Annotated in this window: 15 protein-coding genes; 7 read left to right on the top strand and 8 right to left on the bottom strand. The window is 71.1% G+C overall.

Translation table 11 applies throughout. The features are described 5' to 3' along the window. Nucleotide 1 precedes the first annotated feature (1 nt). Nucleotides 2-481 (bottom strand): TrkA C-terminal domain-containing protein, encoded by a 480-nt coding sequence (locus ABN611_RS18795; protein ID WP_350281183.1) that lies wholly within the window; start codon nt 479-481, stop codon nt 2-4. A gap of 128 nt (nt 482-609) precedes the next feature. On the opposite strand from ABN611_RS18795, the gene ABN611_RS18800 reads away from it, so the two are divergent. The 3 genes from ABN611_RS18800 to ABN611_RS18810 all read left to right on the top strand — a co-directional run bounded on the left by ABN611_RS18800 (nt 610) and on the right by ABN611_RS18810 (nt 4,587). Continuing rightward, a complete protein-coding gene (locus ABN611_RS18800) occupies nt 610-1,152 on the top strand; it encodes a PadR family transcriptional regulator (protein ID WP_350281184.1) in 543 nt (180 codons plus the stop codon). Further along, nucleotides 1,149-3,158 carry an NADPH-dependent 2,4-dienoyl-CoA reductase gene (locus tag ABN611_RS18805; protein ID WP_350281185.1) on the top strand — a complete coding sequence of 670 codons (2,010 nt, stop codon included), beginning with the start codon at nt 1,149-1,151 and terminating at the stop codon, nt 3,156-3,158. The genes ABN611_RS18800 and ABN611_RS18805 overlap by 4 nt, the downstream gene beginning before the upstream one ends. A 196-nt stretch (nt 3,159-3,354) precedes the next feature. Further along, nucleotides 3,355-4,587: an FAD-dependent monooxygenase gene (locus ABN611_RS18810; protein ID WP_350281186.1), complete on the top strand. Its 1,233-nt coding sequence runs from the start codon at nt 3,355-3,357 to the stop codon at nt 4,585-4,587. Here ABN611_RS18810 and ABN611_RS18815 read toward each other — a convergent pair. The 5 genes from ABN611_RS18815 to ABN611_RS18835 are packed head-to-tail and all read right to left on the bottom strand — an operon-like array spanning nt 4,537 to nt 9,651. Further along, entirely contained in the window at nt 4,537-5,127 is a 591-nt protein-coding gene (locus ABN611_RS18815; RefSeq protein ID WP_350281187.1) for a TIGR03086 family metal-binding protein, read from the bottom strand. The two genes, ABN611_RS18810 and ABN611_RS18815, sit on opposite strands and share 51 nt — an antisense overlap. Before the next feature lie 23 nt (nt 5,128-5,150). Further along, nucleotides 5,151-5,741, bottom strand: coding sequence for an HhH-GPD-type base excision DNA repair protein (locus tag ABN611_RS18820; RefSeq protein WP_350281188.1), 591 nt, complete (start codon nt 5,739-5,741; stop codon nt 5,151-5,153). 21 nt (nt 5,742-5,762) lie between these two features. Then, on the bottom strand, nt 5,763-7,844 hold the full coding sequence (locus tag ABN611_RS18825) for an iron ABC transporter permease (RefSeq protein WP_350281656.1): 2,082 nt from the start codon (nt 7,842-7,844) through the stop codon (nt 5,763-5,765). 5 nt (nt 7,845-7,849) lie between these two features. Further along, nucleotides 7,850-8,824 carry an iron-siderophore ABC transporter substrate-binding protein gene (locus ABN611_RS18830; RefSeq protein WP_350281189.1) on the bottom strand — a complete coding sequence of 325 codons (975 nt, stop codon included), beginning with the start codon at nt 8,822-8,824 and terminating at the stop codon, nt 7,850-7,852. An 11-nt stretch (nt 8,825-8,835) separates the two neighbouring features. After that, a complete protein-coding gene (locus ABN611_RS18835) occupies nt 8,836-9,651 on the bottom strand; it encodes an ABC transporter ATP-binding protein (RefSeq protein WP_350281190.1) in 816 nt (271 codons plus the stop codon). Between the two features lie 93 nt (nt 9,652-9,744). Here ABN611_RS18835 and ABN611_RS18840 point away from each other — a divergent pair, with 93 nt between their 5' ends. Together ABN611_RS18840 and ABN611_RS18845 are read left to right on the top strand one after the other, a co-directional pair. Next, nucleotides 9,745-10,644: a GntR family transcriptional regulator gene (locus ABN611_RS18840; RefSeq protein WP_350281191.1), complete on the top strand. Its 900-nt coding sequence runs from the start codon at nt 9,745-9,747 to the stop codon at nt 10,642-10,644. A gap of 3 nt (nt 10,645-10,647) precedes the next feature. Beyond that, the gene (locus tag ABN611_RS18845) at nt 10,648-11,547 is read left to right on the top strand and encodes a hypothetical protein (RefSeq protein WP_350281192.1); all 900 of its coding nucleotides are present in this window, start codon (nt 10,648-10,650) and stop codon (nt 11,545-11,547) included. 3 nt (nt 11,548-11,550) lie between these two features. Here the strand turns inward: ABN611_RS18845 and ABN611_RS18850 are convergent, their stop codons facing one another. Further along, complete coding sequence (locus ABN611_RS18850) at nt 11,551-12,495, bottom strand: NAD-dependent epimerase/dehydratase family protein (protein ID WP_350281193.1); 945 nt, start codon at nt 12,493-12,495, stop codon at nt 11,551-11,553. 167 nt (nt 12,496-12,662) lie between these two features. Between ABN611_RS18850 and ABN611_RS18855 the strand changes: the two genes are divergently transcribed. Both ABN611_RS18855 and ABN611_RS18860 read left to right on the top strand, forming a co-directional pair. Continuing rightward, the gene (locus ABN611_RS18855; protein WP_350281194.1) at nt 12,663-14,171 is read left to right on the top strand and encodes an LCP family protein; all 1,509 of its coding nucleotides are present in this window, start codon (nt 12,663-12,665) and stop codon (nt 14,169-14,171) included. 9 nt (nt 14,172-14,180) lie between these two features. Then, nucleotides 14,181-14,537 carry a YciI family protein gene (locus ABN611_RS18860; RefSeq protein WP_350281195.1) on the top strand — a complete coding sequence of 119 codons (357 nt, stop codon included), beginning with the start codon at nt 14,181-14,183 and terminating at the stop codon, nt 14,535-14,537. Between the two features lie 15 nt (nt 14,538-14,552). Here the strand turns inward: ABN611_RS18860 and ABN611_RS18865 are convergent, their stop codons facing one another. Then, a complete protein-coding gene (locus tag ABN611_RS18865) occupies nt 14,553-15,116 on the bottom strand; it encodes a TetR family transcriptional regulator (protein WP_350281196.1) in 564 nt (187 codons plus the stop codon).

Here is a 15,116-nt window from a genome sequence, read left to right on the forward strand (position 1 = left end):
CTCAGCCCCCCGCGATCAGCTCGGCCACGGCGTCCACACCTTCACGGGTGCCGACCACGACCAGCGTGTCCCCGGTCGCGAACCGGAAGTCCGGCGTCGGCGACGGCGTCGCCCCGGTACGACGCAGTACCGCGACGATCGAGGCGCCGGTACGGCTGCGCGCCTGGGTGTCGCCGAGCGTGCGGCCGGAGTACGGCGACTTGGCGGTCACCGGGATGTGCTCGGTGACCAGGTCGATCTCGATCTCGCCGCGGACCGGGTCGATCCGCTCCGGTACCAGCAACTGCGCGAGCGCGGCCGCCTCGCTCTGGCCTAAGGGGACCGACGCCTGACACGCGTCGTCGTCCTCCGGATGATGGAAGCCGAGGAACCGGCGCCCGTCGTTGTGCACCACCACCGACACGTGCTGACCGGCCTCGGTGACCAGGTCGTACCGCGTCCCGATCCCCGGCAACGTCGTCTTCGTCGGGTGGTGGTTCATGATGCTCCGATCAATAGCTGGCGTCTGCAACCATTCTCTCAAACCCGGCCAAGCTTGTCCGGACAAGTGATGTGACCTGGGATGCAATCAGCTGCACTGCAACGCGTTGCATAGGTACGCTGCCGGGCATGGCGCTGGAGCACGCGATCCTGGTTTCGCTGACCGAGCGCGCCGGGTCCGGGTACGAGCTGGCCCGGCGGTTCGACCGGTCGATCGGGTACTTCTGGCCGGCGACGCACCAGCAGATCTACCGGGTGCTGCGCCGGATGGAGGAGGCCGGCTGGGTGAAGCACACCGCGATCGCCCAGGACGGCCGCCCGGACAAGAAGGTCTACCGGGTCGCGGCCGCCGGACGTGCGGAGTTGTCGCGCTGGCTCGCCGAGCCGGAGGATCCCGCCGTACTGCGGGACGGCCTGGGCGTGAAGCTCCGCGGCGCCTCGTTGGGGGACGTGGACGTGGTGCTGAAGGAGGTCGAGCGGCACCGGGCCGAGCACGCGACGCGGCTCGAGGTGTACCGCGGCATCCAGCAGCGCGACTTCCCGAAGTCCGGCAGCCTGCACGGCCGGGACCTGCACCAGTACCTCGTCCTGCGCGGCGGGATCCGCGCCGAGGAGTCGTTCGTCGCCTGGTGCGACGAGGTGATCGCCGCCCTCCGAAAGGACCACCGATGACCGGGTATCCGCACCTGCTCGAGCCGCTCGATCTCGGCCATGTCGTGCTGCCGAACCGGGTGATCATGGGGTCGATGCACACCGGCCTCGAGGACCGGCTGAGCGACCTGCCCAAGCTGACGGCGTACTTCGCCGAGCGCGCCCGCGGCGGCGTCGGCCTGATGGTGACGGGCGGCTACGCGCCCAACTGGCAGGGCTGGCTGACCCCGTTCGGCTCCAAGCTCACCAGCCACCGCCAGGCCCGTGCTCATCGCCAACTCACCGACGCGGTGCACGCGGAGGGCGGCCGAATCGCTCTGCAGATCCTGCACGCCGGCCGGTACGCGTACCACCCGTTCAGCGTCTCGGCCTCCGCGCTCAAGGCCCCGATCAACCCGTTCAAACCCCGCGCGCTCTCGGATCGCGGTGTCCTGCGGCAGGTCGAGGCGTACGTCGACTGCGCGGCGCTCGCCCGCGAGGCCGGGTACGACGGCGTCGAGATCATGGGCTCCGAGGGGTACTTCATCAACCAGTTCCTGTCCGAGCGGACGAACCGGCGGACCGACCGCTGGGGCGGCAGCCCGGAGAACCGCCGCCGGCTCGCGGTCGAGATCGTCCGCCGCACCCGCGAACGCGTCGGCGCCGACTTCCTGATCATCTACCGGTTGTCGATGGCCGATCTCGTAGAGGGCGGCCAGACCTGGGACGACGTGGTTGCGCTGGGCAAGAAGATCGAGGCCGCCGGGGCGTCGATCATCAACACCGGCATCGGCTGGCACGAGGCGCGGGTCCCGACGATCGTCACCTCGGTGCCGCGGGCAGCGTTCACTTCCGTCACCGCCGCGTTCAAGCCGCACGTGACGATCCCGGTGGTCACCTCGAACCGGATCAACCTGCCGCAGGTCGCCGAGGAGGTGCTCGCCCGTGGCGACGCCGACCTGGTCAGCATGGCGCGCCCGTTCCTGGCCGACCCGGACTGGGTGCTCAAGGCAACCACGGACCGCGCCGACGAGATCAACGTCTGCATCGCCTGCAACCAGGCGTGTCTGGACCATGTGTTCGCGAAAAAGAAGGCGAGCTGCATGGTCAACCCGCGGGCGGCGCGCGAGACGGAGCTGCGGCTGCTGCCGACCCGCCGTACCAAGGACGTCGCGGTCGTCGGCGCCGGACCGGCCGGGCTGGCCGCGGCGGTGACGGCGGCCGAGCGCGGGCATCGGGTTCAGCTGTTCGAGGCGGACGAGGAGATCGGCGGGCAGTTCGGGATCGCGCAACGGATCCCGGGCAAGGAGGAGTTCGCCGAGACGATCCGGTACTACCGCCGGCGGCTCGAGCTGACCGGCGTCAAGCTGCACCTCGGCCGCCGCGCCGGTGCCGACGACCTCGCCGGGTTCGACGAGATCGTGCTCGCGACCGGCGTCGTACCGCGGGTGCCGGCGATCCCCGGCATCGACCACCCGAAGGTGCTCTCGTACGTCGACGTGGTCCACGACCGGCGCCCGGTCGGGGACGCGGTCGCGGTGATCGGGGCCGGTGGGATCGGGGTCGACGTCAGCGAGTTCCTGACCACGCCCGTGGCGCCGGATCTTCAAGCGTGGAAGGCGGAATGGGGCGTCGGCGATCCGACGGAGCTGCCCGGCGCTCTCGCCGTACCGCGGCCGGAGCCGTCGCCGCGGAAGGTGTATCTGCTGCAGCGCAAGCCGGGGAAGATCGGCGCCGGACTCGGCAAGACGACCGGGTGGGTGCATCGGGCCGCGCTGAAGAACAAGCAGGTCGAGCAGCTGCGCGGCGTCAACTACGAACGCATCGACGACGAGGGCCTGCACATCTCCTTCGGCCCGAAGCACGAGAAGCCCCGCGTACTGTCGGTCGACACGATCGTGATCTGCGCCGGGCAGGAGCCGGTCCGCGAGCTGGCCGAGGCACTCGCCGGCCGCCCCGTCCATCTGGTCGGCGGGGCCGACGTCGCGGCCGAGTTGGACGCCAAGCGGGCTATCGAGCAGGCGACTCGGTTGGCGCTCACTCTGTAGCGCTGTACCGAAGGACGGGTCGTGGTCCCATACCCAGCCCGCAGTTGAGCGTGGCCGCTGGCGGCCGGTCGCGCCCTGGTGCCACCACTACCCGTTCTTAGGTACGCCCCTCACCCAGTGCACTAGTGCGCGCTGGACCCGCACCTTCTGACTAGTGCAGTGTACGGCGTACGCGCACTAGCTTGGAGGGTGAGAAATGAAGACTGTGCTGATTTCCGGTGGCGGGATCGCGGGGCCGGCGTTGGCGTTCTGGTTGCGGCGGTTCGGGTTCGCGCCGACGGTGGTGGAGATCGCGCCGGCGCCGCGGCCGGGTGGGCAGACGGTGGACCTGCGCGGGGTGTCGCGGGTGGTGGCCGACCGGATGGGGCTGCTGCCGGCAGTGATGGAGCGGCGGCTGCACGAACGCGGCCTGGAGTACGTGCGGGCCGACGGGCGGCGGTCCGCGGCGATGCCCGCCGAGCTGCTCGACGGCGCCGGGCCGGTCGCCGAGATCGAGATCCTGCGCGGTGACCTCGCCGCGATCCTGGCCGGGGCGACGACCGAGGTGGAGTACCTGTACGGCGACTCGGTCACGGCGCTCGACCAGGACGCGGCCGGTGTCGACGTGACGTTCGCGAGCGGGACCCGGCGGCGGTTCGACCTGGTGATCGGCGCGGACGGCGTGCACTCCCGGATCCGGCGGCTGGCGTTCGGGCCCGAGGAGGAGTTCGTACGGCACCTCGGCGGCTACACGTCGTACTTCACGATCGAGGCGCCGGAGGACCTGAACCACTGGATGAAGCTCTACACAGCCCCCGGCGGCCGCTGGGTCGGCCTCCGCCCGGATCGCGATCCGCGGTACGTGAAGGCGCTGCTGAGTTTCCGTTCGCCGCTGCTCAGCTACGACCGGCGCGATGTCGCGGCCCAGAAGCGGCTGGTGCGGTCGCGCTTCGAAGGCCTCGGCTGGCACACCGCCCACGTCCTGCGGGGCCTCGACACGGCCGACGACTTCTACTTCGACACGACCAGCCAGGTCGTCGTACCGCGGTGGGCGCGCGGCCGGGTCGCGCTCGTCGGCGACGCCGGGTACTGCGGTTCGCCGATGGCCGGCCACGGTACGGCGCTCTCCTTGGTAGGCGCGTACGTCCTGGCAGGCGAGTTGGCCGCCGCGGACGGCGATCACGAGCGTGCGTTCGCGGCGTACCAGGCCCGGATGCAGCCGTACGTCGAGCAGCGGATGGAGCTGCCGCCGGGCGGTATCAAGCTGGCGATGCCGATGTCCGCGTTCGGGATCGCGTACCGGGACCTCATGCTGCGGGTGATGACGTCGCGGCTGCTGTCCGGCGTACTCGCGAAGACCGCGGCGGCGAAGCCCGACGCCATCGAACTTCCGGAGTACTCAGTCCAGCGGGGAGACCCATTCCGGGTTGCGGCCGAGGAGGCCGAGTAGCTGGTCGAGGTCGGGGGCCGTGCCGGAGACCTTGACGCTGCGTTCGAACGCGTAGCCGGAGCCGCGGTTGGCGGCGGTGTCGGGGATCCGGCGGGCCAGCGCGAGCGCCATCTCGACCATGTCCGGCGGCGGGTCGTACGGGACGTCGATCGCGCGCGCCAGGTCCCAGGCGTGCACGACGCAGTCGAGCTGGTGGAAGGTCAGCGCGATTCGGCGCGGGAACGAGCCGAACTCGCGGACCTCCACCAGCCGGTCCAGCGCGCCGCCGTCGGCGAACGCGTCCGCGACCCGCACGTTCGAGCGCCGGTAGGCACCCGCCGGGTTGTCGCCGAGGCGGCCACTGTTCCACGTATGCACGGAAGCGGAGCCGTTCAGCGCGGCCGCGGCCAGGCCTTCGTTCTGGCTGACGAGATGCCGGAGGAGACCGCGCACGGTCCAGTCCGGGCACGGGGTGGGAAACCACAGCTGCTCGGGCCGCACCTGCATGACGACTTCGCCGAGGACTGCGCCGGCTCGTCGATCAAGGTCTCGGATATCCATCCGTGCTCCTCCCCACGCGCGGATCAGACCTCCGCGGCGGCCTTGGCGGCGGCTTTGGTGGCCTTCTTGAACGAGCGGACCTCGGCCAGCGAGGCGGCGTCGGTGACATCGGCGATCGAGCGGCGGGAGCCGCGGTCGCCGTAGTTGCCGGCGGCCTCGCGCCAGCCCTTCGGCGTCACGCCGCGCTGCTTGCCGAGCAGGGCCAGGAAGATCTTCGCCTTCTGCTCACCGAATCCCGGCAGCGCCTTGAGCCGCTTGAGGACCTCGGGGCCGTCGGGCTTCGGGCGGCCGGCGAGCCAGATGTTCGCGGCGTCGCCGTCGTACTTCTCGATGATCTCCTGCGCGAGCGCGTGCACCCGGCGGGCCATCGAACCGCCGTACCGGTGGATCGCCGGCGGCGTGACGCAGAGTTCGACGAACGTCTCCAGATCGGTCGCCGCGATCTTGTGCAGGTCGAAGCCGTCCATCCGGTTCGCGATCTTCAGCGGGCCGGAGAAGGCGTGCTCCATCGGGTACTGCTGGTCGAGCAGCATGCCGACCAGCAAGGCGAACGGGTCGTCGTTGAGCAGCTTGTCGGCGTCCGGGTTCCCGGTGAGTTGCAGTTCGCGCAGCATGCCGCCCATCTTGACACGCGTTCAGCGCGTCGGCACCCGGGTGCGCCAGAGCAGGTAGACGAAGTACGGGGCGCCGATCAGGGCGGTCAGCAGGCCGGCCGGGATCTGCGCGGGGGCCAGGACCGTGCGGCCGAGGCTGTCCGCGAGGCTGACCAGGATCGCGCCGAGCAGGGCCGCGACCGGGAGGATCCGCGCGTGCCGGCCGCCGATCAGGGCGCGCGCCGCGTGCGGGGCGACCAGACCGACGAACCCGACCACGCCGATCGCCGAGACCGCGGCGGCCGTCAGCAGCGCGGCCGCGAGCAGCGCGAGCAACCGGGTCCGCTCCAGCCGTACGCCGAGGATGCGCGGTACGTCGTCGTCGAGCGCGAGCAGATCCAGATCACGCCGCAGATGCGCGATCAGCGGGGTCAGTACGAACAGCGCGAGTGCGACCGGTGCGATCTGGGGGAGCGTCCGGCCGTAGGTGCTGCCGGACAGCCAGGTCATCGCGAGGCTGAGGTTCCACGGATCGGTGGCGACGATCAGCAGCGTGATGATCGCGGTCGCCGCCGACGAGACGCCGACCCCGATCAGCACGAGCCGATCGGAGCTCAGCCCGCCGCGCCAGGAGATCAGGTAGACCAGCCCGAACGTGATCACCGCGGCGACCGCGGCCACACCGGACAGCAGCCAGATGCTTGCTGACGGCAACAGGATGAGCGTGCCGATCGCGCCGACGCCCGCGCCGCCGGTGATGCCGAGGATGCCCGGCTCGGCCAGCGGGTTGCGGCAGACCGCCTGCACCGTCGTTCCGGCGATCGCGAGCGCGGCGCCGCACAGCAGCGCGGCCAGCACCCGCGGGAACCGCTGGTCGAGGACGTAGGTGATCGCCCGGCCGGAGTTGCCGTTGACCCAGTTCACGATGTCGCCGGTACGCAGGAAGGCGTCGCCGGTCAGCATCGCGCCGACCGCCGCGCCCGCGAGCAGTACGGCGAGCGCAATCGTGACCAGCCAGAACGTACGGCGACTACGGAGCCCGCTGCCGGCACCGGCCGGAGCGCGGCTCGGGCCGGAGTCACGGTGCCGGCGGGCCAGCCAGATCAGTACGACGGCGCCGACGACCATCGTCATGATGCCGGTCGGGATCTCGACGCCGGCCTGGCCGCCGAACGCTGCCCGCAGTACGACGTCCGACGCGAGTACGACGAGGACGCCGGTCAGGCCGGAGAGCGGGAGCAGGACCCGGTGCCGGAGCAGACCGGGGACCAGCGGGGCGAGCAGGCGCACCAGGACCGGCGCGACCAGGCCGACGAAACCGACCGGTCCCGCGACCGTCACGGCGGCTGCCGAGAGCAGCACCGTGGCGAGGGTGGCGAGCACCCGCGTACGGCGTACGTTCACGCCGAGGACCGACGCGGTGTCGTCGCCCAGCGTCAGGATGTCGAGCTTCGCGGCCAGCAGGAACGCGCCGACCAGGCCGAGGAGGACGACCGGGGCCATCTGGGTGACCGCGTCCAGATCGGTCTGGACGAGCGTCCCGGCGCCCCAGGCGAAGGTGCCGACCGTCTCCTCGCGGAACAGCAGCAGCATCAGCGTGGTCAGGCCGCCCAGCGCCATCGCCACCGCCGAACCGGCCAGGATCAGCCGGGTCGGCCCGGTGGAACCGCCCGCGGACAGCGCGAGCACCAGGCCCGCGGCCGCGAGCCCGCCGAGGAACGCGACGCCGCCGGCCGGCAGCACCGGCAGCGGCACCCCGAACGCAGCGACCACGACCACGGCCAGGTACGCGCCCGCGTTCACCCCCAGCGTGTCCGGTGACGCGAGCGAGTTGCGTGCCAACGACTGCAGGCCGGCGCCGGCCACCCCCAACGCGATCCCCACCAGCACACCGGCCAGCAGTCGTGGCAGCCGCGACGCGATCAGTACGTTCGCGGCGTTGTCGGTCCCCTGGCCGAAGACCAGCCGGATCAGGTCCCCGGCCCCTACCGAGGACGTTCCCTGGGTGAGATGCACCGCCGCCAGGACGACGATCAGCGCGGCCGCGGCGCCGAACAGCCCGGCTACCTGGATCCGCCGGACCGGCTGCCGGAGGGTCTCGGCCTCCGGCGCCGGGGCGGTCACCTGGGTCAAGAGGTGACTGCCTGGACGGCGGCGTCGACGAACTGCCCGGCCGACTTCGGGCCGCCGAACATCCAGATGCCGTCGGGCAGCCGGTGCACGTTGCCGGCCTTCACGAACGGCAGGTTCTTCCAGATCGCGTTCCCGGCCAGGTCGCCGCCGAACACGTCGCCGCCGTCGTTCTTGTTGGCGATGTACAGGAACTCGCCGTCCGGGAGCTTGGTCAGCCCCTCGAGGTCGGTCTGCGCCAGGCCGTAGTCCTTGTCGCCGGCGCCGGTCCAGCCGTTCTTCAGCCCGAGCTCGGTCGAGATCGCGCCGAGCATCGAGCCGTTCGTGAACATCCGGACTGTGATCGTGCTGCCCTGCTTCCAGCCGTCCGCCATCATGAAGCCGCTGCCCGCCTTGCCGGCGTCCGCGATCTTCTGCTTGCCCTCGGCAAGCTTCTTGTCGAAGTCCGCGGTCAGCTGCTTGGCCTGCTCGGTCTTGCCGACCGCCTGCGCGATCAGGTCGAGGTTGGTCTTCATCTGCCCGATCGGGTTCTTCGCGTCCGAGCCGCGGATCACCAGCACCGGCGCGGCCTTCTCGAGCTGCGCGATGTTGTTCGCCGCCTCGTCGGTGGTGGTGATCACCAGGTCGGGGTTCAGCGCCACGATCGCGTCGACGCTGGACTCGCCGCGGGTGCCGACGTCCTTCACCGAGGCGTCGAGCTTCTCGGCGGTGACCCAGTTCGTGTAGCCCTTGGTGTCGGCGACGCCGACCGGCATCACGCCGAGCGAAACGAGGCTCTCGACCGCGTTCCACTCCAGCGCGACGACCTTGGCGGCCGGCGCCTTCAGGTCGACCTTCTTGTTCCGGGCGTCGGTCACCGAGACCGGCTGCGCGGCGGCGTTGCTCGGGGTGTCGGACGCGGTCGGTTCGCTCGTGCCGCAGGCGGTCAGGCCGAACAGGGCAGCAGCGACCAGGGCGAGGGCGGTTCGTCTCATCAGGATGACTTTCAGCTCGTCGTGACGCGGGAGAGGTGCTTGCCGATGGGGCGGGTGGAGACCAGGCCGGTGACCGGATCGGTCCCGACCTCGATGGTGATGCCGTACGTCGAGGTGAGGGCGTCGGCCCGCAGCACCTCGTCCGGCGTACCGGTCGCGCGCACTCGCCCCTGATCGAGGAGCGCGATCCGGTCCGCCACCGCGGCGGCCTGGTTCAGGTCGTGCAGGACGACGCCGACCGCGACCCCGTGCTCGTCGGCGAGCTCGCGCATCAGGTCGAGGATCTCGATCTGGTAGCGCAGGTCGAGGAACGTCGTCGGTTCGTCGAGCAGCAGGACGCCGGTGTCCTGCGCGAGGCAGGTGGCGAGCCAGACGCGTTGCAGCTCGCCGCCGGACAGTTCGTCGACGCCGCGCTCGGCCATCGCGGTGACGCCGGTGACCGCCATCGCGTGCTCGATCGCCCGCGGGCCGTCGGCGTCGTCGTTGCGCCAGCGGCCGCGGTACGGGTGCCGGCCGTAGCCGACGACGTCGCGGACGCTGACGCCGTTCGGGGTCGGCCGGGACTGGGAGAGCAACGTCACCTTGCGGGCGAAGTCCTTCGCCGACAGGGCGAGCGCGTTCTCGCCGCCCGGGAACGTGATGCTGCCGCCGTCCGGGTGGTGCAGACGCGCGAGGGCGCGCAGCAGGGTCGACTTCCCACTACCGTTGGGACCCACGAGTGCGGTCACGCTCGCTGCCTCGATGTGCAGCGAGGCGCCGTCGACCACCCGCCGGCCGTGATACCCGAGCCGCAGGTCGTCGCCTGTCAGCCCCACCGTTTCCTGCATGGGCAGGAGGATAGCCTTACCTAACCTGACGTGTCAGCTTCGGTCTGCATCTGAGATAGTGCGCGTACGACGTACGTGTACTAGGAGAAGCTGATGAGCGAGGCGCCGTACCAGGTGATCGCGGCCGAGCTGCGGCGGCGGATCGAGAGCGGGGAGCTGCGGCCCGGGGACCGGGTGCCGTCGACGCGCGCGCTGGTGCGGGACTTCGGGGTGGCGATGGCGACCGCGACGAAGGCGTTGCAGGCGCTGCAGCAGGACCGGCTCGTGCATGCGGCACCGGGCGTCGGCACCGTGGTGGGGCCGCCGCCGCGATCCCGCCGTACCGAGGCCGCGGGATCGCGGGACGGGGACCTCAACCAGGACGAGGTCGTGCGGACGGGGATCGCGATCGCGGACGCGGAAGGCCTGGCGGCGCTGTCGATGCGGCGGATCGCGACCGAACTCGGGGTGTCGACGATGGCGCTCTACCGGTACGTCGGGGGCAAGGACGCGCTAGTGATCCGGATGGTCGACGCGGCGATCGGCGAGTTCCCGCTGGGCGAGCTTCCGGAGCACTGGCGGGACACGGTGACGCTGGTCGCGCGGACGCACTGGGCGGCGTACCGGAAGCACCTGTGGCTGGCGAGCGCGATCAGCCTGAGCCGGCCGCAGCTGGTCCCACGGCTCCTGCCGCACACGGATGCGGTGCTGGGGGCGCTGCGCGGCGTCGGGAAGAGCGCGGCGCTGTCGACGGTCATCAGCCTGTTCGCGTACGTGCGCGGGATCGCGCTGGTGATGGAGGCCGAGGCGCAGGCCGAGCAGGACACCGGTGTGACCGCGGACGAGTGGGTCACGCAGCAGACCGACCAGCTGGCGCTGATGATCGCCGCCGGGAACCTGACCGCGTTCCGCGAGCTGCTCGCGGACGGCTTCGACTACGACTACGACCTGGACCAGTTGTTCGAATTCGGGCTCGGCGTCTTCCTCGATGGGCTCGCGGCCCGGCTACGCTGAGTGGTGACGACTTCTCCGGAGGTGGCGATGGAGCCTGTGTTCGCGCCGGGTGTGCCTGATGGCGTACGGCGGTTGTACGAGCACCGGCCGGAGTTGTTCGTGGCGGTCGGGGCGCCGCGGCCGAAGCGTGAGACGTCCTGGTCGGTGGCGCCGGGCAACACGTTCGGCACCTTGCTGGTGTGGCTCGCGGTGTGCGTCGGCGGCTGGATCCTGGCGCTGATCGTGATGGCCGCGACACTGCCGACGGACGTCGCGGCGTGGGCCGCCGTGGTGCTGGCCGGGGTCGCGGTGGTGGCGACCGGCGGGATCCTGGCGAAGTCGATGACCGAGGACCGCGGGCACAAGGCGGTCCGGCAGCAGTACGGGAAGTACCTGCTGCCGGAGGACTTCGACGACGAGGCCGCGCGGGTCCTCGGCCGGGCGCAGCGCGCGGTGCGAACGGTGCTCGAGGCAACGGTCACCCGGCAGGGGCTGCTGGACGACGTGAAGAACGAGCTGGTGCTGCCGGAGCAGCTCTGGGACATCGCGCAGGTGCTCCGCGAGCAGACCGTACTGCGGGCCCGTCAGCAGGAGATCGCCCGCGGTACGACGACCGCCGAGCTGGACGCCGTACTGGGTCCGCAGCGGCGGGCGCTCGCGCTGTCCGCGGACGCGATCAAGCGCAAGGTCGAGCTGCTGGAGCGCTACGCCGACCGGGTGCGCTCGGCCGACGCGGCACTGCGGGCCGAGGCGGCGCTGGACGACGGCGACCGCTACATCGAGCTCCTCGCCCGGACCGAACCGGCCGGCGACACCGCCGTCGTCGAAGGCTTCAGCGACGAGGCCCGCGCCCTCAAGGACACCCTCGCCCGCTCCATCAACGCAGCCCGCGACGCCGGCCGAACCCTCGCGCTGCCCGAGTAGTTTTCACTGTCCTAGCAGCTGTTGTTCTTGCTCCTTCGTGAGTCCCATGCTCAACGGTGGTGCGCCTCGGTCGTGGTCCCAGCGGAGGACGTCCTCGACGGTCTTCCGGAGCGGGGTGACCGGCATTCCCGCGGCGCGTGCCTTCGCCGGGTTGCGGCGGCGTTCGCCCCACTCGGGCTCGGGATCCATCAGCGGGAAGCGCGGCGGGACGGCGTCGAAAGGGATCGGGACGATCTCGACTGTCGCACCGGACAACTCGGCCGCGGTTCGAATCAGCTCGGCGATCGTGGAGTCCGGGCCGATGGCGTTGAAGGCACCGGAGCGGTCGTCGCCGACGAGCCGCGTGATCAACCGCGCGACATCGCGGCTGTCCACCAACTGGAGCGGCGCCTCGGGTTTGGTCGGCAGCGCCACGCGCCCGCCCCGCGCGCCACGACGGATCCAGTAGAGCGCCGTACCCGAGGAGTCGCCGGGACCCGTGACGCGACCCGGCCGGACGAGCGTCGCGCGCTCGCCGTACCGCTCGACCACGTCGTCCTCACATGCGACCTTGCACGGTCCGTACGTCTCGTTCGTCAGCACGTCGGCGTCCCGCATCGGCTCGCGGCGCGGCGCCGTCTCGTCGGTCCCCGCGGGCAGGTCGCGGACGTAGACCGCGTGGCTCGAGACGAAGACGTACCGCCCGACCCGGTCGCCGAGTACGTCCATCGCCTGGTCGACGTCGCGCGTCCGGAACCCGCTCAGGTCGACCACCGCGTCCCACTCGCCGGACCGCAGTGCGGCGTAGTCGCCGGCCTCGCGATCCCCGACCAGTTGCGTCACGGCTGCCGGCAGCGGCGTACCGCTCCGGCCGCGACTGAACGACGTCACCTCGGCACCCTGCGCCAGCGCGTCGTCCACGACCGCACGCCCGACGAACCCGTTCCCGCCCAGCACCAGAATCCGCACAACGAACCAACCTAGGTCCTGTCTGGATCACCAGACAGGACCTAGCCCGTCCCCGGCGCCCCGCGACCTGATTGATCGACAACCGAATGACCCTGTAACACGTCTGAACAGGTAGAGGCGCGTTTCAGGGCGCACACTGGAACAGGGGACGGGCGACAGGGGAGCCGATGGGGAGTGCGCGCGCGACGGCGAAGCGGCCGCGGTCGATGCCGAAGTTGCTGGGATTCACGCTGCTGGGGGCACTGCTTCCGGGACTCGGACTGATCGTCGGCGGACGCCGCAAGACCGGTGCGTTCGTACTCACACTGTTCCTCGGGCTGGTCGGCCTCGGCGCGTACGTCGGCCTCACCCGGCGCGACGAGGTGCTCGCCGCGGCCGTCGTACCGAGCCGGCTGCTGATCACGTCGGTGGCGATCGGGGTCCTCGCGTTCCTCTGGATCGTGGTCGTCGTGGCCTCGCACCGGTCATTGCGTCCGGCAACGGGCGGCGCCGGCGGGCGGGCGTTCGGGGCGTTCTTCGTCGGCGTGCTGTGCTTCGCGATCGCGGCGCCGGCGGCGGTCGGCGTGCAGAGCGTGCTGGCGCAGCGGACGCTGGTGCAGGACGTGTTCCAGGCGCAGGGCGAGAGCAAGAGCGCGACCCGGCCGACGACGGTCAACGTGCGCGACCCGTGGGAGGACAAGCCGCGGCTGAACCTGCTGCTGCTCGGCGGCGACGACGCGCCGAGCCGCGAGGGCGTGCGCACCGACACGGTGATCGTGGCGAGCATCGACACCCGGACCGGGAACACCGCCCTGGTCTCGCTGCCGCGGAACCTGACGTTCATGCCGTTCCCGGAGGACTCGCCGCTGCACAGGTTCTACCCGAACGGCTACGGCAAGGAAGGGCTCGGCCTCGAGGAGCGGCTCGAGTGGATGCTGACCGCGATGTACCAGAACGTCCCGGCGGCGCATCCCGGCATCCTCGGCCCGTCGGACAACGAGGGCGCCGACGTCCTGAAGCAGTCGGTCGGTACGGCGATCGGGCTGAAGCTCGACTACTACCTGCAGGTCAACCTGCAGAGCTTCCCGGAGATCGTCGACGCGCTCGGCGGGATCCGGGTGAACGTCAACGAGCGGGTCGCGATGGGCGGCGTGAGCAGCGCGCACATCCCGCCGAAGGAGTGGATCGAGCCCGGGCCGAACCAGCTGCTCGACGGCCGGCACGCGCTCTGGTTCGCCCGCGGCCGGTACGGCGCCGACGACGACCAGCGGCAGGTCCGGCAGCGGTGCGTGATCAAGAGCATGGTCGACGCGGCCGATCCGCAGACGCTTGTGACGAAGTACAAGGCGATCGCGCGGGCGGGGCGGAACCTGCTGCGGACCGACATCCCGCAGGAACTGCTGCCGGCGCTGGTGCAGCTCGCGCTGAAGGTGAAGTCGGGAACGGTCTCGAACGTCACGCTCGACTCCGACAAGCTCCGGCTCAAGTACCTGCACCCCGACTATCAGGCGCTTCGCGACACCGTCGAGAAGGCCCTCGAGTCGACACCCCCGCCGACCGCGACCCCGACCTCTCCCACCACACCGAGCACCCCCACCCGCAGGCCCACGACCACAACCACGACCGCTCCACCGGGCCCGACCCAGAACCTCGCGGACGCCTGCGCCTACAACCCGAACGGCGACCAGCCGAGCTAGCGTGAGTTCATGCGCTTCGATCGCTACACGGTGATCCTGCTGACCTTGCGGCCCGATGCCCCGGTGATGACCGAGGACGAGGCCGCCGCGTTGCAGGACCTGCACCTCGCGCACGGCGCGAAGCTGCAGGAGAGCGGCCTGGTCCTGGCGCGCGGCCCGCTCGTCGACCAGGACGACGAGCGCTACCGGGGCTTCTCGATCTGGTCCGTGGACGCGGCGACCGCCCGCGCCCACGCCGAGGCCGACCCGGCCGTCCGCGCGGGCCGGCTCGCGGTCGAGGTGATGACCTGGATGATGCCCGTCGGCAACCTCCACTTCACCCAGGTCCGCCCCCCACACTCGCTGGCCGAGGCCGCCGAGGACTGAGCTGCGGCCCCCGAACTAACGGCTACCGAACAGCGTCTCGACGACTGCCTCCAGGTGCGGCCGGAGCTCCTCCTCCGTCGCCTTCGCGAGAGCCGGCGTACCGACGGCGGTCCGGAGGATGCCGATCCCGAGCAGCCAGGCGGCGAAGAGCTCGGTACGGAGATCCTTGTCCTCGGCACCACCTGCCAGGCCGGACAACACGTCGAGGTACCCGTCGCAGACCTGCCGGCGGAGGCGGTCCTTGGTGTCCTCGTGGCCGGCTGACCGCAGCATCGCGATCAGCGGGTGCTCACCCGCGTACTGCGACCAGTCCTCGAAGACCAACTGGTGCAGCAACTTCGCCGGCAACTCCTCGACCGGTCCGTCCGGCAGCGCGACGGGAGCCGACGACGTCGCCATCGCCTCGGTGAACAACCCGGACTTGGACCCGAAGTACCGGAACACCAGCGCCGGATCGACCCCGACGTCGCCCGCCACGTCGCGCACGCTCGTCCCGTCGTACCCGTCCCGTGCGAACCGCAGCCGCGCACACTCCAGCAACCCGGCCCGCGTCGCCTCCCGGTCCCGCTTGTGCGCCAT

Source organism: Kribbella sp. HUAS MG21, from assembly GCF_040254265.1.
Lineage (GTDB): Bacteria > Actinomycetota > Actinomycetes > Propionibacteriales > Kribbellaceae > Kribbella.